This is a genomic window from Microbulbifer variabilis, assembly GCF_056232115.1.
The window spans coordinates 137,712-160,307 of record NZ_CP174325.1 but is presented as its reverse complement, the minus strand read 5'-3'; the positions used below and the strand labels follow the sequence as shown (position 1 = coordinate 160,307).

Annotated in this window: 14 protein-coding genes; 11 read left to right on the top strand and 3 right to left on the bottom strand. The window is 48.9% G+C overall.

What is annotated here, in order from left to right:
* The first annotated feature begins 123 nt into the window (after positions 1 to 123).
* From ACJJI7_RS00700 to ACJJI7_RS00675, 6 genes are all read left to right on the top strand, one after another.
* Entirely contained in the window at positions 124 to 2,817 is a 2,694-nt protein-coding gene (locus tag ACJJI7_RS00700; RefSeq protein WP_444901144.1) for a BapA/Bap/LapF family prefix-like domain-containing protein, read from the top strand.
* Positions 2,818 to 2,969: 152 nt separating this feature from the next.
* Positions 2,970 to 4,397, top strand: a complete 1,428-nt coding sequence (locus ACJJI7_RS00695; RefSeq protein WP_444901145.1) for a TolC family outer membrane protein — start codon at positions 2,970 to 2,972, stop codon at positions 4,395 to 4,397.
* Entirely contained in the window at positions 4,394 to 6,595 is a 2,202-nt protein-coding gene (locus tag ACJJI7_RS00690) for a type I secretion system permease/ATPase (protein ID WP_444901146.1), read from the top strand. Before ACJJI7_RS00695 ends, ACJJI7_RS00690 begins: the two co-directional genes overlap by 4 nt.
* A gap of 52 nt (positions 6,596 to 6,647) precedes the next feature.
* Positions 6,648 to 7,868, top strand: a complete 1,221-nt coding sequence (locus ACJJI7_RS00685; RefSeq protein WP_444901147.1) for a beta-barrel domain-containing protein — start codon at positions 6,648 to 6,650, stop codon at positions 7,866 to 7,868.
* Positions 7,869 to 7,879: 11 nt separating this feature from the next.
* Positions 7,880 to 8,797 (top strand): transglutaminase-like domain-containing protein, encoded by a 918-nt coding sequence (locus tag ACJJI7_RS00680; RefSeq protein WP_444901148.1) that lies wholly within the window; start codon positions 7,880 to 7,882, stop codon positions 8,795 to 8,797.
* A 59-nt stretch (positions 8,798 to 8,856) separates the two neighbouring features.
* Positions 8,857 to 9,546 carry a TIGR02466 family protein gene (locus ACJJI7_RS00675; RefSeq protein WP_020411378.1) on the top strand — a complete coding sequence of 230 codons (690 nt, stop codon included), beginning with the start codon at positions 8,857 to 8,859 and terminating at the stop codon, positions 9,544 to 9,546.
* 8 nt (positions 9,547 to 9,554) lie between these two features.
* Here the strand turns inward: ACJJI7_RS00675 and ACJJI7_RS00670 are convergent, their stop codons facing one another.
* The gene (locus ACJJI7_RS00670; protein WP_444901149.1) at positions 9,555 to 14,342 is read right to left on the bottom strand and encodes a CapA family protein; all 4,788 of its coding nucleotides are present in this window, start codon (positions 14,340 to 14,342) and stop codon (positions 9,555 to 9,557) included.
* On the opposite strand from ACJJI7_RS00670, the gene ACJJI7_RS00665 reads away from it, so the two are divergent.
* Positions 14,341 to 14,478 carry a hypothetical protein gene (locus ACJJI7_RS00665; RefSeq protein WP_157533297.1) on the top strand — a complete coding sequence of 46 codons (138 nt, stop codon included), beginning with the start codon at positions 14,341 to 14,343 and terminating at the stop codon, positions 14,476 to 14,478. The two genes, ACJJI7_RS00670 and ACJJI7_RS00665, sit on opposite strands and share 2 nt — an antisense overlap.
* A gap of 440 nt (positions 14,479 to 14,918) precedes the next feature.
* Positions 14,919 to 16,190 (top strand): MDR family MFS transporter, encoded by a 1,272-nt coding sequence (locus ACJJI7_RS00660; protein WP_444901150.1) that lies wholly within the window; start codon positions 14,919 to 14,921, stop codon positions 16,188 to 16,190.
* Positions 16,191 to 16,343: 153 nt separating this feature from the next.
* Here the strand turns inward: ACJJI7_RS00660 and ACJJI7_RS00655 are convergent, their stop codons facing one another.
* On the bottom strand, positions 16,344 to 18,380 hold the full coding sequence (locus ACJJI7_RS00655) for an oxidoreductase (protein ID WP_444901151.1): 2,037 nt from the start codon (positions 18,378 to 18,380) through the stop codon (positions 16,344 to 16,346).
* 212 nt (positions 18,381 to 18,592) lie between these two features.
* Positions 18,593 to 19,486: a LysR family transcriptional regulator gene (locus ACJJI7_RS00650; RefSeq protein WP_444901152.1), complete on the bottom strand. Its 894-nt coding sequence runs from the start codon at positions 19,484 to 19,486 to the stop codon at positions 18,593 to 18,595.
* A gap of 108 nt (positions 19,487 to 19,594) precedes the next feature.
* Between ACJJI7_RS00650 and ACJJI7_RS00645 the strand changes: the two genes are divergently transcribed.
* Genes ACJJI7_RS00645 through ACJJI7_RS00635 form a run of 3 tightly spaced genes read left to right on the top strand, consistent with a single transcriptional unit; the run spans position 19,595 to position 22,588 of the window.
* On the top strand, positions 19,595 to 20,272 hold the full coding sequence (locus ACJJI7_RS00645; RefSeq protein WP_371840131.1) for a histidine phosphatase family protein: 678 nt from the start codon (positions 19,595 to 19,597) through the stop codon (positions 20,270 to 20,272).
* Between the two features lie 35 nt (positions 20,273 to 20,307).
* Complete coding sequence (locus tag ACJJI7_RS00640) at positions 20,308 to 21,540, top strand: acyl-CoA dehydrogenase family protein (protein WP_444901153.1); 1,233 nt, start codon at positions 20,308 to 20,310, stop codon at positions 21,538 to 21,540.
* A complete protein-coding gene (locus tag ACJJI7_RS00635; RefSeq protein WP_371840129.1) occupies positions 21,533 to 22,588 on the top strand; it encodes a phosphotransferase in 1,056 nt (351 codons plus the stop codon). The genes ACJJI7_RS00640 and ACJJI7_RS00635 overlap by 8 nt, the downstream gene beginning before the upstream one ends.
* Positions 22,589 to 22,596 lie beyond the last annotated feature (8 nt).

Below are 22,596 nucleotides of genomic sequence, written 5' to 3'. Positions count from 1 at the left end.
TGGCAAGGAGATGCATTGACGAATCTAGTCACGGATGGGCTCAAGGTGGGGAATTTTCCGTCTTTTAGCTCAGGCCATGAACAGTGTATTTAGGAAGTTGCACCGTTTGAAGTTGGTGAGAGCATGATCGTAAAAATCTTTGACAAGTCTACGGGCTTGATTGCTGAGAAGCCACTGGATAGCTTGAAGTTAACCGCGACAGGCTTGGTTGAATTGCCGGTAGATCCAGACGAGATAGCCTCGTTATCTCAGGAAGGAAATGACCTAGTAATAGTTTTAAAGACGGGTCAAATCTTCACTTTATTTGGTTTCTATCATGAAGACAGTGATGGAGATCATAGTGAGTTGACTGTAACTGGGGGTTCAGAGCCCTTATTCCTTGCGGCTTCGGGAGGGTTGATACCAGCTTTTACCGTTGCCGGCGGCCCAGCTGGTGAGCCTCCTCCCCCTCCTCCCCCTGCCGTTCCGTGGTTTGTCCCTGCTTTGATTGCTCTCGGTGTTGTTGTCATCGCTGTAGCATCAAATGACGATAGTAACCGTGGGGGCGGCTTTGTGCCTCCGGATTCAGATGCGGACGCAGATTCGGATGCCGATGCCGATGCCGATGCCGATGCCGATGCTGACGCAGATGCCGATGCCGATGCCGATGCCGATGCCGATGCCGATGCCGATGCCGATGCCGATGCCGATGCCGATGCCGATGCCGATGCCGATGCGGATGCGGATGCGGATGCGGATGCGGATGCCGATGCGGATGCCGATGCAGATGCGGATGCTGACGCCGATGCCGATGCCGATGCCGATGCCGATGCCGACGCGGATGCGGATGCCGATGCGGATGCCGACGCAGATGCCGACGCGGATGCCGACGCAGATGCCGATGCCGATGCCGATGCCGATGCAGATGCGGATGCCGATGCCGATGCCGATGCCGATGCCGATGCCGATGCCGATGCCGATGCCGATGCCGATGCCGATGCCGATGCGGATGCCGATGCGGATGCCGACGCAGATGCAGATGCCGACGCGGATGCCGATGCCGATGCAGATGCGGATGCTGACGCCGATGCCGATGCCGATGCCGATGCCGATGCCGATGCCGATGCAGATGCCGATGCCGATGCGGATGCGGATGCGGATGCCGATGCCGATGCCGATGCCGACGCGGATGCCGATGCCGACGCAGATGCCGATGCCGACGCAGATGCCGACGCGGATGCCGATGCCGATGCCGATGCCGATGCCGATGCCGATGCAGACGCGGATGCCGATGCCGACGCGGATGCCGACGCGGATGCCGATGCCGATGCCGATGCCGATGCCGACGCGGATGCCGACGCAGATGCCGATGCCGACGCAGATGCCGATGCCGATGCCGACGCAGATGCGGATGCCGATGCCGATGCCGATGCCGATGCCGACGCCGATGCAGATGCGGATGCTGACGCGGATGCCGATGCCGATGCCGATGCCGATGCCGATGCCGACGCGGATGCGGATGCGGATGCCGACGCAGATGCAGATGCCGACGCAGATGCCGATGCCGATGCAGATGCGGATGCTGACGCCGATGCCGATGCCGATGCCGATGCCGATGCCGATGCCGATGCCGATGCCGATGCCGATGCGGATGCGGATGCCGATGCGGATGCCGACGCGGATGCCGATGCCGACGCGGATGCCGACGCGGATGCCGATGCCGATGCGGATGCTGACGCCGATGCAGATGCGGATGCTGACGCCGATGCGGATGCCGATGCGGATGCCGATGCGGATGCCGATGCGGATGCCGATGCCGACGCGGATGCCGATGCCGACGCGGATGCCGATGCCGACGCAGATGCCGACGCGGATGCCGATGCCGATGCAGACGCGGATGCAGATGCCGACGCGGATGCGGATGCCGATGCCGACGCGGATGCCGACGCGGATGCCGACGCGGATGCCGACGCAGATGCCGATGCAGATGCAGATGCGGATGCCGACGCAGATGCAGATGCGGATGCCGATGCGGATGCCGATGCGGATTGTGATGCTGACGCCGATGCGGATGCGGATGCGGATGCGGATGCGGATGCGGATGCCGATGCGGATGCCGATGCGGATGCCGATGCGGATGCCGATGCGGATGCCGATGCCGATGCGGATGCCGATGCGGATGCCGATGCGGATGCCGATGCCGATGCGGATGCCGATGCCGATGCCGATGCCGATGCCGATGCCGATGCCGATGCCGATGCCGATGCCGATGCGGATGCCGATTGTGATGCGGATGCCGATTACGACTATGAGGGTGGTGAGCTACCGCCGGGATTCCCGGATTTGGAAATAGATTTTGACATTGATGAAATCATTTCCCTGGAAGCTATTGCGATCCCCAGTGTGTTTGAGGAGTATCTCGATACCGTTGGATATGCTTCTGCTTCAAAGGTTGAGGAGTCCGTCAGTGATGGAAGCGAGCAGGAAGGTTCTGCCGGGTTGGATATGATGCAACTGGCTGAGCTTGAGCTGGACTTTGTTGATAGTGGTGTTGATAACCACTATCAACAGGTAATGACTGCAGACGGGTTGGCAGAGTTTGCCAATGACTATCAGCGGTTTGACTCAGTAGAAGAGTCCTTACTGGATGAGTTACTAGATTCTGGTGATCGGGATATTCAGCTGATAGAGCTCAATCTTTCTTATGATGTATCTGGACAATCAGAGCATCAGACGACTGTAACAGATATTGGTTCTCTAACCAGTCCTGAAAATTACGCAGTCATTGAAGATCCGATGGGAGATATATGGCAGCAAAATGGATTTAGTGATATGTGAGGTGAGAAGTTCAAGTAAAGCAAAAAAACCGGGCTAAAAGGCCCGGTTTTTTTTGAGCTAAACTTTTATGAGGCTTGGGAAAAGTCTTGCTTATATGGCTTCTTAATTCCAGGTTGTGGGATCTCAAAACTGTCAATGACAAGTGTGAAAACATGGATGTATTAAAAAAACTGTCATTTTTTGCACTCTCTATCCCTTCTTTATTTCTATCCGAAGTAGTCGGAGAGGAAGTATTTGTCAACTCTGTATCAGCGGAAAAAACAATTGTCGGGCACGGGGAAGGGCAAGATAAGAGAGCAGAAAATGTTACTTATCGAGTTTATAAGGATGAGGTAGCACAAAGTGAGCTCAGTATATTTGATACTGTTCACCGAGCGGTTGGTTGGCATCCATCAATTGCAGAATCGATCGGCTATCTCTACCAGCAAAGACAGGGAGTTAAAGCAGCGAGATCCGCTTACTTCCCACAATTGAGTGCTGGGATAGTTGCTGGTGAAGATACCGAGTACAAGCGAGAAGGTGACGGACATGCAATTCAGTTAAACGTCACCCAAATGCTGTTTGACTTTGGGAAAGTTTCCAGCAATGTAAGACAGGCTAGAGCGGGCGTGCGACGATCTCAAGCTCAAATTTTAAAATCGATAGAAGAAGTAGCTAGACAAACTGCTAAAGCAACTATAGAGGTACAACGATATCAGGCTCTATTGCAGAGCTCTGATGAGCAGGTTGATGGAGTGTCTGCTATCGCAAATCTTGTAAAGATTCGAAAAGAAAAAGGTGCTAGCTCCAGATCTGATGTTCTCCAGGCCCAGTCGCGAATTGACGCAGCGCAAGCGTCCAGGCAACAAGTTCAAGCTCTTTTACGTAGGTGGAGAAGTACACTGCAGAATTTAACGGGGTTAGATGAAAAGTTTAGTGTCTCCATGTCAGTACCAGATGATGTGACTCAGGCTTGTGACTTGGATTCTTTTGACCTATCTGCGGTACCTGAGGTGCTTATTGCTGAATCTTACAGGGCAGAAGCAATGGCGCGCCTGGATGAATCTAAAGCAAATGCATGGCCAACCTTCTCATTAGACGCCAACATTAACCAGTACCTTGATCAGGATTACGTTGATGCGAATGCTTTTGACACGAATGAAAGTGCAGTTTTCTTCAATGTGTCTATGCCGATTTATCAAGGAGGTAAAATTTCGGCCGGCAAAGAAGGCGCTGGTTTTGCACTCTTATCGGCAGATGCAGCGAAAGATTCAATACGGTTATTGACTATACAAAAGTATCAGGAATCCCAGGAAGAGGCTGCCGGGCTGATGCAAAGCCTCAAAGCTTTGAATTCCAGAGAAAGTGCGATTGCTGAAACTCGGGATTTGTATAAACAGCAATATGAAGTACTCGGTACCCGTACTTTACTTGACCTGCTCAATGCAGAGCAGGAATTACACCTGGCACGCATAGAAAAGAACAATACTATTTTTGATCTTCACCTCCTTAAGATTGATTGTCTGTATAGTCGCGGTGGATTACGTAGTGCATTCAGTCTTGATGGGCGGCAAATACAGGGTGTGGAGGTCCTTCCTTGAGTGAAAACAGTAGTAATGTTTTAAGATCTCTCGATGAAAGTGAAGGAATAAAGACTGACACTATGGATTTTGAGCCATGGTGTGAAGCAGTAACCTATGTGGCTCGCCACTATCGAGTGGAGTGTTCACCCGAAAGTATCCGAATTTCCGGACAATGGGATCAGAACTCTCCAGTGGACCACACACTAAGAAGAATGGCACGTCAAGCTGGTTTGACGATAAAGTTTTGTACCCTAAAAGATACTGATATTAACCCATGGCGCCTACCACTCGTAGCTCAATTGCGTGGTGGTCAGATAGCGGTAATTGAAACCATTTCCAGTGACTTGAACGTTGGATTTATGCTGTGTGGTGACCAGGGGCTTAAAAGTACTTTACCTCTAGAGAAGATCAGCAAAGATATTGTTAGTCTGATAATCCTTAGGCCGAGGCAAACAACAAGAGATACCAGGATAGATGATTATATTAAAACAGATAATCAACATTGGCTTCGTAAAATAATACTTAGGGATATAAAACCCTATGGACATATCATGTTGGCTACCACGGTCGCCAACACTCTGGCTTTATCGGGCATTATTTTTTCCAAACAGGTGTACGACAGAGTAATTCCAGCGGAATCTATTCCCACTCTTTATGTTCTATTTAGTGGCGTTTTGGTTGCTATTATATTTGATTTTGTAATGCGTTCAATGAGAGTGAAGATTACAGATCTTCTTGGAAAGCGTGCGGACATCCGAATGTCTGATTTGGTTTTTGGGCATGCTGTAAGAATTCAAGCGCAGGCCCGTCCAAAATCTACTGGTACTTTTATTTCACAAATTCGTGAATTAGAAAAAGTGAGAGAAATATTCACATCCACTACAATTTTGGCAATTGCTGATTTACCATTTTTTCTGTTGTTTTTAATTGTAATGTGGTGGATTGCAGGGGTCTTAGCTTTGGTACCTCTACTGGCTGTTTTTCTTTTGCTTATTCCGGGTCTATTACTTCAGCCAAAATTAGCCAAGCTTTCACAGGAGTCGATAAAGGAATCCTCACTACGTAACGCCATATTGATAGAGACGATTCAGGGGGTAGAGGATATCAAATCACTACAGGCGGAGCAGTATTTTCAGGGGCAGTGGAACCACTTTAACACGATAACCGCAGATGCGAGCCTAAAGCTGAGGTCTCTTGTGGGGATGCTACTTGCCTGGACTCATAATGTTCAATCATCAGTATTTGCGGTCATTGTACTGTTTGGTGCACCGATGGTTATGAGCGGCACTATGACTACAGGAGCATTGGTTGCAGCATCAATCCTGGGTTCAAGAATGATGGCTCCCATGGCAAATATCACAAAAGTTTTGAGCCGTTGGCAGCAGGCAAAATTTGCAATGCAAGGAATTGACAATCTAATGCAATTGCCGGTGGATAATCCTCAATTAGAAAAAAGAGTGAAGAAAACATCGATAACTGGGAATTTTCACTTCAAAAATGCAGTTTTTCAATATGGCGAGGAGGGGCAGGACCCTGCTCTTATCATACCCGACTTAAAAATATATGCAGGAGAACGAGTTGCAATTCTTGGGAAAAATGGTTCAGGGAAATCTACATTTCTTCATGCAATGGCGGGTGCAATTGTAACTCAACGAGGACAGTTGCAACTGGATAATGTCAGTATTAAGCATATTGATCCTGCGGATGTCCGTAGGGATATTGGTCTTCTTAGGCAGGAAGCCACTTTATTTCATGGGACCATCCATGAAAACCTTACGTTGGGAGCTCCCAATGCAAATGATGAGGAAATTCTCTGGGCGCTTAATATGAGCGGCGCGAGCAACTTTGTTAATAAACTTCCCAAAGGTGTAGGTTATTTAATACAAGAAGGTGGTTTTGGTTTATCCGGGGGGCAGAAGCAATCACTACTTTTATCAAGGATGCTGTTGCGACATCCCAATGTTCTCTTGCTAGATGAGCCTACAGCTGCACTTGATGAGTCAACAGAGAGAAAATTCATTCGGAATTTACAAGACTGGGCCGCTGAAAGGACTGTTGTTGTCGCGACACATAGAACCAATATCCTGACCTTTGCTCAGCGAATTATTGTTCTTAATAATGGTTATGTCGTCCTTGACGAGCCAAAAGAGAAGGCATTGGAAGTATTAACCCGGTCGCAAAGAAAGACATCAACTGAAGGAGAGAAAATTTCCTAATTATGTAAGAAATGAATGATATAGGTAATAGTTAACTGCAGTAGGAATAATTTTGGCTATTGATAAGCGGCGAGTTGCGTTGCTGGATATTGATCACCAGATTCATGAGCAACAATACGGTGATGATGTAGATGAATCCTCCTTGATTCGATCGGGGACCGTGGTTTGGGTGTTCTTTTTGTTGATCATTGCCTTATTTATATGGTCATACTTGGCGCGTGTAGATGAGGTATCTTCTGGCAGCGGGAAGGTTGTGCCGACTTCACGAGCACAAATTATTCAATCCCTAGATGGTGGCATACTGGCACAGCTAAAAGTTTCTGAAGGGGATATTGTAGAGAAAGGACAAGTTTTGGCCCAGCTAGACCCGACAAAAGTCCGCTCTAATATGGATGAAAGTTCAGCAAGGTATCGAGCTGCCTTGGCGAAGGTGGCTAGATTAAGTGCTGAAGTGAACCAGACGCCTCTACGCTTTCCTGAGGAGTTGGTGGAGCATGAAGAATTGCAAGCTAAGGAAAGAAAATTATTTGATATTCGGAAGCAGGGGTTGCTGGAGTCAGTGCGAGGATCAAAAGAGTCTTTGGAGCTGGTTAGGAGGGAACTGGCCATGACCAGCAGCCTAGTAGATTCAGGTGCTGCTAGTAGTGTCGATGTTCTTAAATTGCGAAGGCAAAAAGCGGAGTTGGAAACGAAAATTCGTGAGCTTAACTCCCAATATATGGTGAGAGCTCGGGAGGAACTTGCGAAAGTAAGTGCTGAAGTGGAAGTTTTGGCTTCTGTACTGGAGGGGCGCTCAGATACGTTAGTCAGGCTTACTCATCGATCTCCAGTTCGAGGTATCGTAAAAGCTATTGAAATTACAACCATTGGAGGAGTTATTCCACCTAATGGAAAACTGATGGAAATAGTACCTCTGGATGACCAGTTACTTATTGAAGCAAAAATATCTCCAAGGGATATAGCGTTTATTCATCCTGGACAGCTTGCCAAAGTAAAAATTACCGCTTATGACTATGCGATTTATGGTGGCTTATCTGGCGAGGTTACGATGATATCACCCGATACTATACAGGATGAGGTGGCACCAAATGAATTTTATTATAAGGTTTTTATTTTAACAACTTCTGATTCGCTGGAGAATGGTGTGGGTAAGAAGTTCTCAATAGTGCCAGGAATGATCGCTTCTGTAGATATTAAGACTGGGTCAAAAACGATTTTTGATTATCTGATGAAACCAATAAGTCGTGCCAAGGAGGCAATGCGAGAGCGGTAGCAGGTATGTTGATGAAGAAGTTAACAATACAGTTTATTTTTGTTTTCTGTATACAGTACACACTTTGTGCTTATGCCGATGAATCCAAGGTTGTAGCGCTTACAGCATCTGTAACTGTAAATAATAAATTGGATCGCGATATTTCGGGATATATTCATCGTATTTCTGTTCCGGTGGAGGATGGTGTTCAGCAGAGGCTGCTCTCTGTTCGCTACAAGCACCCAGAAGTGCTGAAATATAAAAGGCATAAAAGGGGCGATACAAGATATGTTGAATTTAAATTTGATGTACCTGCGCAATCATCAGTAACGAGATCAGTTATTTTTGAAATGGAGCTAAAAGAGTACAATTATAAAGATTTGCCAAAAGGTACAATCCCCTACCCGAAAGGGCGCTATATCAGGCCACAGAAATATATAGAGACAGAGTCCCCACCAGTTAAGTTACTTTCCCAGAAAATCCAGTCCAGTTCGAAAAGTGATGAAGAACGCTTATTGGCTGCATTTCAAGCGCCCCAAGATATAATTGAATATCGGGTACAGTCAACCAAAGGTGCATACTATGCAGTGATTCACAAGACCGGTGATTGTACAGAATACGCTGCTCTTTTTACGGCTTTGGCGAGGTCAATGGGTTATCCGGCTAGAGTTACCTCTGAATTTCTATTTGCCAGTAGAGATGAGTTTTCCCAACCTAATCACCATGCTGCAGAGGTCTATTTCAATGGTAGGTGGTTACCGGTAGATCCAAATTTAGCAATAGATAGCAAATTAGGATATGGATTTGGAAGTGGAAGAGTTAGTAAGATTACTTTAACCAGGGACTTTACTTGGGTCTGGTCTAATGTATGGCCTGAAAGGTTTCAGCCACATGAGGAGAGACCGAAAGTAACAATCAATTGGAAAGTTGAAATCATTCGAGGGTCTTGAGAATTGAATGGGGGAGAAAAGATTACTATCAGGCATAGCCAAACTGGAGGTGCAGTGCCATGTATAAGATCAAGTCGGCTTTCGGAACTCCAATTTTGGTCAAAGATTGGCCTGACTCGGAGAGGGTTAATGAGCAGTTAACGGATATTATCCTCGGTAAGGAATCATCTATTCCTGCTGCCAAACGTTCTAATATTGGAAGTTGGGACTCTAAAAAAGACTTACTCGAATGGCCATACAAAGAAGTAACTATTGTAAAGCAGCGTATAGTTTCAGTTACCCGGGAGATGACAATGAAGGTCACTCGGGGGAAATACAGCCCTGCTGCCCAGGATATGTACGCTCATGCCTGGGCAAATGTTTCACGTGCAGATAGCTATCGAAAAATACATAATCATGAATCTTGCACATGGTCGGGTGTTTATTATGTGCGCTCTGTGTTATCTCAGGAGAAAAGTAAAAGTAGCGGCATTATAGAATTTCTTGATCCGAGAATGCTATGTATAACTACTGAGCTACCTAATAGCAATTTTGGCGGTAGAGTCAGGGTAATGCCGAGAGCTGGGAGAATGGTATTGTTCCCTAATTGGTTATTACATTATGTAAACCCTGTAGAAGATAACTCACTAAGAATTTGCATTGCCTTTAATGTAAAACTGGAAACCAGTACATTAAAGCGGCGTAGTGCAAGTATGCTTTCCCTAGGAGATGTAATGTTCTCTGAAGATCAGGTGATGGATCAGGGATAAATTCGTGCCTATTTCGCCATAGAGGCTTCATCTGATATTTTTAATGATGTTTTTTGTAAGAGGGCAGGAATTTTACCGAAGTCCGAGTCTCTTCTTGAGCCCTTAACCAGGATAAGGTCAAAGTTTTGACAGAATCCTGTAATATGATCCACTAATGCAGGAGCGTCGGAAAAGTGCGGGCCCAAAATATCTGGTGGTAGACATTCTCGTAGATATAGCATGTCTTCCCCGTGGGTAATAACCCAATCTACTTTACTTTGTAGTAATGGCTTAGCCAGGCTGGCATGTATTTCCTTGGATTTTTCACCGAGGTGTACGATTCTTCCCAGAACGGCAACCTTCCTACCCCCTTGTTTTACCATACTTTGCGAAAATACAGAGAAGGCATTTAACATAGAGCTTACAGTGGCGTTCCAGCTGTCATCAATTAACGTGATAGACTGGCCCCGTATATTCAAGCTTAATCGCTGTAAATGACTTTCATCAAGGTGAAGCTCTTGTAATCGCATAGCGGCTTCATCGAGATCTCTGCCAAGGGCATAAGCGACACTGATTGCGGCTAAGGCATTATGTAACATTCCAATGCTGGGTATGGGCACTCGCAATTCAAGTTCCCTGCTTGGTAATTGTAATCTTACCCAACTACCTAATTCGTCCGCTCGAGTATTTATTATCCGGATTTCGGCATTAGCGCTTTCGCCAAAAATAATTACTCTTCGTGCATGTTTCTTGGCTTTGTTTAGTACATAGTCAAAACACTGAAGGTGTTCACCGACGATGGCGATTGCGGATCCCACCAAACCATCATATATCCTTGACTTCCACCTAGCAGTGTCCTCCACATTTTTTACTTTCCGATCCGTTTGGGAAATACCGATTTCAGTGATCAGTGATATGGTGGGTTTAATACGATGAGTGATAGGGCCCCGTTTCATCCACAGTGCACTTTGTGCAACTTCTATAACCGCTGCCTCGTGATCCTTACTCAGGCTAGCCAGCATAGAAGGTGCCCCTACGCGGGAATTATAGTTTCCCAGACTGGTCAATACTTGGTCCCTTGGTCCCAGCATTTGTCCAATCATTTTTAACGTGGTGGATTTTCCGGCGGTGCCTGTAAGTGCAATTACCTCTCCGTCAAATCGATCTCTTGCTGCGAGACCCAGCTCAATAATAGCTTTGATCGGGTCATCCACTTTTAGAATCGGGAGCTCCTTTGGTAATCCTTCGACTGGTCGTGCGACTATGGCTCCTGCAATACGGTGAGCAAAACTAGGTAACTTTTGATGGAAATCCCAAAATTTTGCGGACGTTTTTGAGCTTTGCTCGTGATACATACGATCGAGATTGGTATGGGCAACAAATAAGATTGGATCCAGGGAATCTTCGATAAACGCACTACCGGAAATAACACTACGTACAAACCATCCCTCGGGTGGGGGCACGAGCCATGTACCACCGGTAATTGCAGTAATTTGCTTCGCATTCCAAGTCTGTCCTGGTGGGTGATCGTAGATTATGGATGGGAATTCTGATCGATACTGTGGGATTTTCCGTTTGCGGTTTTCCCCGTTCCTGGAAAAATTTATTTTTGTGATCATACCAGCAATAGGTACTGGTTTGATCTTAGTGCTATTGGAAACAAGACCGATATGAAGTTGAAGATCCACATCAGTGATGTCTCTACTGGCTGGTGGCCTTAAGCCGTATAGATCACGGTAGATAGTACCGGGCTTCCAGCGACTTGTAGGCAATTGCCAGTCACATGGATCATGGTCCATGGATTTGCCCCAGTAGGGCATTGTGGTTTTCACTACTGGAACTGCACGACAATCCAGGCGAAAGTCCTCCTGGATTTCATTGTCTGTTCTCCAGAAGGATTCCACCCACAGTATCTGCCGGGATTTGACCTCTCTTGGGTAGAAACGCACTCCTAACAATTCCAACGGGCCTATTTTAATTGAAGTGGTTTGTGCATCCACGGGAACAGCTTTTACCTGCCAGCGCGGATTGAGAGATAGTTGCTGCTGGAGCGCAGTGATTTGGTAGAGAGTCTTTGGGAAGCTCGGAAGATTAACATGATCGCGCCTGGGGGGCGTGAGTCTTAGGATTGCGGTGCCTTCCTCGCATAAGCTCAGTTTGGTACCAAGCGGTAAGCACTGGTTGGAAAACTGTCGGCTAAGATTCACCGCTTCTTCCCTCGACAATTGCGTACTAAAACCAAAGCCAACTCCTACCGGGACAAAGGTAATCTGCTCGACTCCATGTGTACTGAGTTGCAGACGAAAGATGCCGCTATCCGCGAGGCTGTTACGAACGGCATCAAATAGTAAGTCTCCCGCGTCGTGGATAATAGGGCGGTTGCGATAAACCTCGATACCCTGCAAATTATGAGCACTGGTTCCGAGTATGGCGTCTGCCCCGGCATCAATAATGGCATGGCCCACATCAATTTGTTCTTTACTGGGATAGGTTTCGCGATTTGCTCCCCAATGTACAGCCACAATTACTACGTGGGCTTGTGTGCGAGCGGCTGAAATCCGGGGGCCTAAAGTCTCTCTCCAGAGCTCGGGCAAGGATAATGGCAAGTATGCGCAACCGGCAGAGGTTGGCCCAGCGGCAAAACGGGGCTGAGTCGCATCTATCGAAAATAGGGCCACATTAAGGGCGCCGGCAGGCCTAAATACCGGCTGTAGAGCTTCATCCAGGTTTTCGCCGGAACCTGTATGGCCTATGCCGGTGATGTCCAGCCAGTGTTCCTGTTCCAAAAGAGCCTCGGGACCATAATCTCCACTGTGATTATTAGCAGTGGTTACGATATCAACTCCAGCAGCAATAAGCACTGACAACATTTCCGGCCTTGCGCGATAGTAGTAGGAAGAACTCTCACCCTTGGAGATTCCCTGTTCTCCTTGGGTGGAGACAACGCACTCCAGATTTACTGCACTGATATCAGCGTTCTTAAGTGCGGGAATTTTCCCGAGAACCTCATCGACTCCCAATTGTGCAGTGCGATAGTGTTGGCGTCGGCCTAGATTTACATCTCCGCCCCAGGCGAGTACTGGTAGGTTCTCTATTTCTAATTGTGTTGTTTTTTCTTCATTGACATTGTCTACTGTTTCAGCCGGTTGATTGATAGGCTGCTCAGAAGCATTTTGGGCGATAAGGAATTTGCGGTATGCAACGAATCCAGATAAATAGTGTTCAACATCATCAATTCTTATCCTGAAAGCGTGATGTCGGATGAAGAAGCTACCCAGGATTTTTTCTGGGTTCTTGAAGAACATGGCAAATTCAGGCCAGAAATGACCGTTGAGTAAGTAAGCCGCTCGTTTATGTAACGCTCGGTAAAAGTGCTCCAGGTCAACCTGGTCCAGTAAGTACTGGAATTCACTCTGTTGCCCCAGCCGCACAATCATTTTTTCGGCGGCCATCATTAACTCAAGAAGGGTTGGAAAGGTCGTAATCCGGTTTTCGACAAAATCCAGGTAGTTGGTAAAGTTACGGATGCCAAACTGGTAGTACTTCTCTTTTGGCCTATAAATGGTAAGTTCATTGACACAGTAGCTCAGCCAGTGATCATGGGCTCTCCAATGGCCGGATACGATAAAGTAGTCAAATGCTTTTTCCACTACAGCCAGCCAGCGCTCGTCCTTGCTCCAGTCATATAGGCGCATTAAACCAAACGCGGCTTCCCCGTCGTAGTAGATAACCCGATGCTGGTCCTTTATTTTGAGACTGGGATATTCAAGAACATGACAAAATTGGCCATTTTCGGGGTTTTGCATAAATGCAATACCCACCGCGAGTTGTTCCATGAGCTCAGCATATTCTTGGGTTTGTACCACCTCTGAGTATTTTACGAGGGACAGTAGGCTTACTGCATTGCCACCAAGCTTGATTTCGTTATTCGGCTCAACCAGGAATGCACCCACCTGCCCGTCACTGAGCGCTATTGGTTTAATTAATTTATCGGTGAGTAATTTGAGTGAACGTTGAATGGCTGCTATCAGGGATGGCTCTTTGGTGACCTCCCAAGCCTCGATCATTGCATAAGTACTGCTCGCGTGGCGCAGGTTATTGTAGGTGTTGATCTCCCTGTCGAAGCAGGCATGCCATCCATAATGGAAAAGCCCATTGGGTTTTACCTGGTCGGCCAGGTAATGACTGCCGCTTCTAATAAGCTTTGTTACCTGCTCGTCGCCCAGTTTGTCGATAATCCGTCGCCCGGCATTTAATCCCGCTTCGTATAAGTACACAGGTTCCTGATCTTTTTCGCAGAACAGCCCTTCAGTAGAGAGAAGCACGACACTGCGCTCTTCAGATAGATTCAGGTCGCCCTGCTGAGGAAAACGTTTTTTATAGTAGGAGAGGAAATTCTTTTCGTTGAGGAATGCGTGGTCGATTTTGTTGCCGCCATAGAGCATGGCGTTTCCATTGAGTTCCTGTTCGAGGAAAGCAATTTTGCAATTGACATCCAGTGCGAGACCGTAGCGGAAGTAGGAGCGCTTGGTGTCCTGTAGAAGTTCATGCAAACCGGCCAGAGTCATCGTACTCCTGCGGGTCACCCAATCTATTCGCAGCCAGCAGGGCTCCATTTTTGACTGTTGTGCAGCCCTACGGGTATTTTGAGCGAGCTCCTGCCAAGCACTTGGAAAATCTTTTGCATGAGAATGTCGTACTTCAGCACGATGCTTGGCATCACTAATTGAAAAAAAAAGCGTATAGGGTGGACTGACCTCACGCAGTGCCCGCTCTACCAAGGGGCGCGCCTGCATCAGCATGCTGGATAGGGACATGTCGCTATTGTTCTCTCTGGATTCCGAGTTGGCAGAAATTACGGTTTTTATTTCTGTGATAACTACGGGAGGACTTTCCTGCTGGAGTATAGACTTACGTACAGATCCTGCCGGTAATGGGAGAAATATCGAATGATAAGTTGTTCCCAGATAAATTTTTTATGAACAAAGAAAATTGGGTTTTCAAAACTAATTAACTTGGATAGTATTGGGGATACCGCGCTGAAGAATGGAAGGCACGCAAAGTGCCGAAGGTTCTCATAATTAACCCTCAGGCTATTTAGGAGGGTTAATATCCAGGTTGAATGATTTTGCAGGTTATACGCTTGCCAATCCCTAAAACCCGAAAGGCGATCCTTTCGGGTTTTTTGTCAGAAAATTATTAACCGACTAATAAGATATTGGCCCTCGCGGTTGATTACCCTGTCGACTTTAAAGGCGATACATGGGCATTAGGCCTGTGAGAAAGGCTGTTTTCCCTGATTTTTGCTTAGGTCTTGCTGTTTGGCGCGGAGTTCAAAGAGCCTGAAAGGGCTATTTGAGAACAAGGAAGAAATTGATGTGGAGTATTAGGTAATGCGTTGGAATTGGTGGCAGAACCTCAGGAGTTTTCCTCCTCTGGTCTGGATAATATTAATAGGCAGTTTTTTTAGCCGTGGCACTTACTTTATGGTTTGGCCTTTTCTGGCCATTCTTCTCTTTAATAAGTTTGAGTTGGGGGCAGCGGAAATAGGTTTAATTCTCAGTGCTTCAGCAGTTGGTGCGGCTTTGCTGGGCTTTTATGTGGGTGCACTATCTGACCGTTATGGGCGTAGAAATATTCTGTTACTGGGTTCTGCAATTAACTTATGTTCTTTTGCCCTGTTGGCAGTAACCCAGACATTACCGGGATTTATTCTGGCAATGACCCTTTGTTCAATCGGTCGTGCTGTTTGGGAGCCGCCAGCAAGCGCCTTGATTGGTGACTTAATGGATAACCAGGCAAGTCGTGAGTTGGCCCTGCAGCTGCGTTATTTCCTTATTAATGCGGGAGCCGCATTAGGGCCTATTGTTGGTGTATGGGCGGGGCTCAGTGCGCAGCAGTCCACCTTTGGCTTAACTTCTCTCAGTTATTTGCTCCTGGCACTGGCGTTTATTTGGGGATTTGCAAAAACAGAGACGGGACAGCTCGCAAAGAGCAATGGTGATGGCTCTGTCGATTTAGGCAGTACCCTGTCGATATTGCGCAGGGATCAGGTGTTTATGGTTGTGATTGTTGCCAATATCCTCACGATGTTTATCTATGCCCATATGGATTCCAGTCTGGTGCAATATCTGACACGGGCAGAGGCTCCGCGATTGGTTGAGCTGATATCCAGCATGATTTTTGTGAACGCAATGACCATCGTATTATTGCAGTTTCCACTTATGCAGTTGATGCGCAAGCTGGATATTAATGGGCGAATTATGATCGGGCTGGTGATATTAGCCGCGGCACAAATGTGGTTTGCCCTCAATCCGGTGCACTGGTTTTGGGGCTGGATGGGGGCGACCTTTGTCCTCAGTTTGGCTGAAGCGATTCTCTTTCCAACCATGAGTGTACAGATAGACCGGTTGGCGCCTGAGCATTTACGCGGTACCTATTTTGGGGCCTCTTCCTTTTACGCTCTCGGTTGGGCCTTGGCCCCACTGGCTGGAGGGGTGGTTTTAGAGTGGTGGGGTGGACCGACGCTTTATTGGATGTTGCTCGCGCTTTGCGGTGTAGTATTCGTGCTTTATCGCACAACAGCCTACCTCTCCCGCCCACACTGGCCGGAACGGGAAGAGCTGACAATCTCTTCAGGTGAAAGTGCCAAAGCCACTGGATAGTAAAAGGCACCCTAAATAAAACGTTTTTCGGATATATAAATAGAAAGGTATCTGTGAGGCATAAAAAACGGGAAATCCAATAATAAGCAGATGGAGTTTCCCGTTCTGATTTGATAGAGAAATTCCCCGACAAGAATATTGCCGGGGAATTTTTTAGATCTCTGCTGCGAGGCGTGAGCCCTGGTCAATAGCGCGTTTGGCATCGAGTTCTGCGGCTTCGTCGGCCCCACCGATCAGGTGGGTCTTCACACCGCGCTCCTGTAACGCTTCATAGAGTTTGCGAGCGGGTTCCTGGCCGGCGCAGATAATAATGTTATCCACTTCCAGCAGTCGCTCTTCTTCACCTATGCGAACATGCAGTCCTTTATCGTCAATTTTGTCGTAAAGAGCACCGGCAATCATCTCTACCTTGCGGTGTTGCAGGCTTCCACGGTGAATCCAGCCAGTGGTTTTACCCAGGCCCGCACCCACTTTGGTAGTTTTGCGTTGCAGCAGGTAAACCTGGCGCGGAGTGCTTACTGCTTCGCGGGGTTTCAGGCCAGAGCGCTGTTCCAGCTCAATATCCACACCCCATTCACTAAAGAACTCTTCTTTATCGCTGGCAACTACTTCCTCTTCAGTGGAGTGGGGCCCGTCGTGAGTCAGGTATTCCGCCACGTCGAAACCGATACCACCCGCGCCAATAATGGCCACTTTTTCGCCGACTGGTTTTTTGTGCTTCAGTACATCCAAATATCCCAGCACCTTGTCGCTCTCAATACCTGGGATCGGTGGAGTGCGTGGTTCGATGCCGGTGGCGATAATCACTTCATCAAAAGACTGCAGGTCTTCTTCGGTAGCGATAGTGTTGAGCTTGACCTCAACGCCAGTCACTTCCAAGCGGCGTTTGAAGTAGCGCAGGGTCTCCTGGAATTCTGCCTTGCCGGGAATCTGCTTGGCGATATTAAACTGGCCACCGACTTTGTCGCTGCCTTCAAACAGGGTTACCTGGTGTCCGCGCTCGGCGGCAACAGTGGAGGCAGCCAAACCGGCGGGGCCGGCACCGATAACAGCAACTTTTTTCACGTTTTCGGCAGGCAGGTAGTTCAGCTCAGTCTCATGACAAGCGCGTGGGTTGACCAGGCAGGAGGTGAGCTTCAGCTGGAAGGTGTGATCCAGGCAGGCCTGGTTACAGCCAATGCAGGTGTTGATTTCATCGGCGCGGCCCTCTGCAGCCTTGTTGACGAAATCGGAATCTGCCAGGAATGGGCGCGCCATGGAGATCATATCGGCCTGTCCGGAGGCCAGAACTTCTTCGGCCACTTCCGGTACATTGATACGGTTACTGGCAACTACCGGGATAGATAGGTGCTGTTTCACCTTGGCAGTAATATCGGTAAATGCGGCGCGGGGTACATTGGTGGCGATAGTGGGAACACGCGCTTCGTGCCAGCCGATACCGGTATTGATAATCGTGGCGCCGGCTTTTTCGATAGCCTGGCCCAGGGCCACTACTTCGTCGAAGTCACTGCCGTCTTCCACCAGGTCCAGCATGGACAGGCGGTAGATAATAATAAAGTCTTCGCCAACAGCCTCGCGCACACGGCGAACCACTTCGATCGGCAGGCGGATACGGTTCTCGAAGCTGCCGCCCCACTCATCGGTACGCTTGTTGGTGCGCTTTACGATGAACTGGTTAATGAAGTAACCCTCGGAGCCCATGATCTCCACGCCGTCGTAGCCGGCTTCGCGGGCCAGGGTGGCGCAGCGTACGTAATCGTCGATCTGGCCTTCAATTTCCTCACTGGTCAGCTCGCGCGGAGTGAAAGGGTTGATCGGAGCCTGGATGGGGGAGGGAGCAATCAGGTTTTCGTTGTAAGCGTAGCGGCCTGTATGCAGGATCTGCATACAGATTTTGCCGTCTTCGGCGTGAACGGCCTCGGTCACTTCCCGGTGCTGTTGCGCCTCTTCCGGGGTGTTCATTTTAGAGGCACCCTTAAATACGCCACTCTCTTCGTTGGGCGCGATACCCCCCGTTACAATAAGGCCAACGCCACCGCGGGCGCGCTCAGCGTAGAATGCCGCCAAACGGGTAAAGCCACCGGGGTGTTCTTCCAGGTTGGTGTGCATGGAGCCCATCAGCACCCGGTTTTTTAGGGTGGTGAAGCCCAGGTCCAGGGGGGCAAGCATATTAGGGTAGGCTTGGGACATGGCAAAATTCTCTTCTTGTAACCTTTGGGGTTCATGTATATATGCAAAAAAGTGCATATCGTTGCCCAGCAGGATAACAAGAGCCTTTAACGTGAAACAGTGACCTTTCCGGTCGAATTCAGTGATCAATTCCTGACGTTTTATTAAACTATTTGCGTCCCATTCTCATTTGGCGGAAATGTCTGTTTTTAAGGGGATTTTCATCTGTTTATTTACACAGCCAAAACTGCGAGAAGCTGCTCTCGCAGCCAGCGATTGGCGGGATCTTCGTGTAGATTTTTATGCCACAACAGGTGCCAGTCCATCAGGGGTATTTGGAATGGCAGCTCGAATAGACGGGCAGAATATTGACTGGCCAGACTCGCCGGTACTGTTAGAGCCAAGTCGGTACGTAACACTACCAAAGGCGCCACTCGGTAGTGCTGTACTCGAAGTTTGATATTGCGTCGCCGCCCCAGTTTGTTCAGAGCTATATCTGCCAACCCAGGACCCGTGCGCCTACTGGAGACATGGATATGTTCCAGCTGTAGATATTGATCCAGTGTCAGGCTTGACTCCACGGCCAAGGGGTGCCCATTGCGCAACATACAGAGATAGCGGTCTTGGTGCAGGCGCTGTTGCTGCAGCTGGGGTGCTGTTGCCAGAGGAATATCCAGGGCGAAATCCAACGTATTGGCGGCCAGTTCTTTTGCCAGCTGATCCCTGGGCACGTGGAATGACTCTACTGTTACACCCGGCGCCTCTTTTTCCAGGCGTTCCAAGAGGGGCGGTAGCAACAGGGTTTCTGCCATATCGTTCATAGATAGTCGCAATGTTTTGCGTGCCAGGGCGGGGTTGAACTGGCGGTGTTCATTCAGGCTGGTACCAAGCAGGGAAAGGGCCTGCTGCACCCTGGGCATAATGGATTCCGTAAGGGGGGTGGGAGTCATGCCGGATGGGCCGCGAATAAATAGTGGGTCGTCCAGGGTACGGCGCAGTCGTGCCAAAGCATTACTCACCGCAGGTTGGGTGATATGCAACTGTTCAGCCGCACGGGTGAGGTTGCCCGCGCTATAAATGGCCTCCAGAACCAGGAACAGGTTCATATCCATTTTTTGCAGCTGCATAAGTGCCCCATTCATAACCATTGTGAATGATCACATATTCGCATAATAAACTTTGATGATTCAAACGAGAGGGCTAGGGTTGGAGCTCCATAAAAAGAGGAACTCGCTGTGGCCGAATCAATTGTGGTGCGCCATGGACAGGCGTCCTTCGGCGCCGATGATTACGACAATCTCTCCGATGTTGGCTGGCAGCAATCCCGCTGGCTGGGAGAATACTGGCGGAAGACTGGCCAGAAATTTGACCGGATTTTATGTGGCAGCCTGCGCCGCCACCGGCAGACCACCGTGGGCATTTGCGAAGGTCTTGGCATCGATTTAGACAGCCACTTGACGGTAGTTTCCCAGTTGGATGAATTTAATTTCCATGAGGTGGCGCGTCTTTACAGTGAAAAAAATTCCGCAGCTACCCCCGGCCCCAACGCACCCCGTGCCGATTTTTACCGTTTTTTGATGCAGGGCATGCTCGCCTGGTCCGCAGGGGAAATTGCTCCTGCAGAGAGTTGGCAGGCATTCGAAAATCGCATTCGTGAAGTTTTGAATTTCATCAGCGATACCCCCAAAGGCAGTAAAACCCTGGTAGTCAGTTCCGGTGGGGCTATTGCCATGATGGTGCGGCAGGTATTGGGAGGTCCTCCCGAGTCGGTGATCAAACTCAACATGCAGATACAGAATACCGGCACTACCCGTTTTTTCTCTAGCGCAGGGCAGGGCCTTAGCTTGAACAGTTTTAACCACGTGCCTCATTTGGAGAGAGAGGAGCGCCACACTTCCGTGACTTACAGCTGAATTAAAACCTACAACGCAATTAAAGGTGAGAAGACATGGAGTTTGAATATTCAGAAAAGGTAAAGGGCCTGTTGGAGCGGCTCAAAAGCTTTATGCAGGAATATGTATATCCTGCTGAGAGTACTTATATACAGCAGTTACAGGATGATCCCTGGGGCGAGCCCCCTATTATGGAGGTTTTAAAAGAAAAGGCCCGGGAGGCTGAGCTGTGGAATTTATTCTTACCCGACTCCCGCTATGGTGCGGGCCTTACCAACTTGGAATATGCGCCTTTGGCGGAAGAGATGGGGAAGGTCTTATTTGCCTCAGAAGTTTTTAATTGCAGCGCCCCGGATACCGGGAATATGGAAGTACTGACCCAGTACGGATCGGAAGCGCAACGGGAAACCTGGCTGAGGCCATTGCTGGAAGGCAATATCCGCTCGGCATTCGCCATGACCGAACCCAAGGTAGCCTCTTCCGACGCCACGAACATTGAAACTTCCATCGTGCGCGATGGCGATGAATATGTGATTAATGGTCATAAATTTTATATTAGTGGCCTGATGAATAAGCGCTGTAAGGTCATGATTGTGATGGGCAAGACCGATCCCGCTAATCCGGATCGGCACCGCCAGCAATCTCAAATCCTGGTTCCCACAGATACCCCTGGGGTAAAAATAATTCGGCCCATGCGGGTATTTGGTTACGATGATGCCCCGGAAGGTCATGCGGAGGTGATCTTTGATAATGTGCTGGTGCCCGCGTCTAACCTGATTCTCGGAGAAGGGCGTGGTTTTGAAATAGCTCAGGGACGTTTGGGGCCGGGTAGAATTCACCATTGCATGCGCCTGATTGGCCAGGCCCAGCGCGCCTTGGAAATGATGGCAAGCCGCGCGGAAAAACGTATTGTTTTTGGTCGTCCCATGAGCAAACAGGGGTCTGTGCGGGAGGATATTGCCAAGTCTGCCTGTGAAATTGAGCAGGCGCGTCTGCTAACTTTAAAAGCTGCAGCGCAAATGGATCGGCTTGGCAATAAAGCGGCCAAAGACCTGATCGCCATGATTAAAATTGTTGCACCGCAAATGGCCTGCAAGGTGATTGACCGCGCTATCCAGATTCACGGTGCGGCAGGGTTGAGCCAGGACTATAGCTTGGCCCACCATTATGCTTACGCGCGCACTATCCGTTTAGCCGATGGACCGGACCAAGTGCATATGATGCAGTTGGGACGCAACCTGGCTGCGCGTTATGCCATAGAGACTGCACAGGGAGAGGAGCATGTCTGAAACAGTAAAGGAATCCCGTAGTTCGGTGGAAGCTTTGCCACTGGAAAAGTTGCGCGAATACCTCAGCGCAAATGTTGAAGGTTTTTCCGGGCCACTGAAAGTGAGTAAATTCTCTGGGGGTCAATCCAATCCCACCTTTAAGCTGGAAACCCCTTCAAATACCTATGTATTGCGCCGGCAGCCCCCGGGAAAACTATTGAAATCCGCTCATGCTGTGGATCGTGAATACCGTGTTATGTCTGCTTTGGCTGATACTGATGTACCGGTACCCAAGGTTTTTCATTTATGTGAAGACCGGGATTTGATCGGTTCCATGTTTTACCTGATGGAATACTGTGAGGGGCGGATCTTCTGGAATGCTTCAATTCCCGAAGTGGACGCCCCTGCGCGCAGTGCGATGTACGATGAAATGAATCGAGTACTCGCTGCTTTACATAGTCTCGACATCGACTCTTTGGGGTTATCTGATTACGGCCGCCCAGGAAATTATTTTCAGCGGCAGCTGGAGCGTTGGACGGGGCAATATCGGGCTTCCGAGACACAGTCTATTGCGGCGATGGAAGAGTTGATCGAATGGCTTGGCAGTGCGCTACCGGAAGACGATGGTCGGGTAGCTCTGGTACACGGTGATTACCGCCTCGACAATATGATTTTCCATCCTAAAGAACCCAAAGTTATCGCGCTGCTGGACTGGGAGCTTTCTACTTTGGGCCACCCGTTTGCGGATCTTGCCTATCAGTGCATGCAAATGCGTATGCCTGCTGGGGGCGACAAGATGTCCGGGTTATTGGGGCTGGATATTGCTTCGCTGGGTATTCCCTCGGAGCAGGCTTATGTGGCCAAGTATTGTGAGCGTATGGGGATTGAGGGCATTGATCACTGGCCTTTTTATTTGGCGTTTAGTTTTTTCCGCCTGGCGGCGATAGTCCAGGGAGTAGCCAAGCGCGCACAGGATGGAAACGCCTCAAATCGCAATGCGGCGAGCCTTGGCGCGCTGGTGGCGCCACTGGCACAAACGGCAATGAGCATCGCCAGCGAGGCGAGTTAGTTAGAAGG

What these genes read in the sequence shown, in the direction of transcription:
- ACJJI7_RS00635 (WP_371840129.1), top strand. Translation starts at nt 21,533, where the DNA reads ATGTCTGAAACAGTAAAGGAATCCCGTAGTTCGGTGGAAGCTTTGCCA.
- ACJJI7_RS00700 (WP_444901144.1), top strand. Translation starts at nt 124, where the DNA reads ATGATCGTAAAAATCTTTGACAAGTCTACGGGCTTGATTGCTGAGAAG.
- ACJJI7_RS00680 (WP_444901148.1), top strand. Translation starts at nt 7,880, where the DNA reads ATGAAGAAGTTAACAATACAGTTTATTTTTGTTTTCTGTATACAGTAC.
- ACJJI7_RS00660 (WP_444901150.1), top strand. Translation starts at nt 14,919, where the DNA reads ATGCGTTGGAATTGGTGGCAGAACCTCAGGAGTTTTCCTCCTCTGGTC.
- ACJJI7_RS00670 (WP_444901149.1), bottom strand. Translation starts at nt 14,342, where the DNA reads ATGTCCCTATCCAGCATGCTGATGCAGGCGCGCCCCTTGGTAGAGCGG.
- ACJJI7_RS00675 (WP_020411378.1), top strand. Translation starts at nt 8,857, where the DNA reads ATGTATAAGATCAAGTCGGCTTTCGGAACTCCAATTTTGGTCAAAGAT.
- ACJJI7_RS00695 (WP_444901145.1), top strand. Translation starts at nt 2,970, where the DNA reads ATGGATGTATTAAAAAAACTGTCATTTTTTGCACTCTCTATCCCTTCT.
- ACJJI7_RS00655 (WP_444901151.1), bottom strand. Translation starts at nt 18,380, where the DNA reads ATGTCCCAAGCCTACCCTAATATGCTTGCCCCCCTGGACCTGGGCTTC.
- ACJJI7_RS00640 (WP_444901153.1), top strand. Translation starts at nt 20,308, where the DNA reads ATGGAGTTTGAATATTCAGAAAAGGTAAAGGGCCTGTTGGAGCGGCTC.
- ACJJI7_RS00650 (WP_444901152.1), bottom strand. Translation starts at nt 19,486, where the DNA reads ATGCAGCTGCAAAAAATGGATATGAACCTGTTCCTGGTTCTGGAGGCC.
- ACJJI7_RS00665 (WP_157533297.1), top strand. Translation starts at nt 14,341, where the DNA reads ATGTCGCTATTGTTCTCTCTGGATTCCGAGTTGGCAGAAATTACGGTT.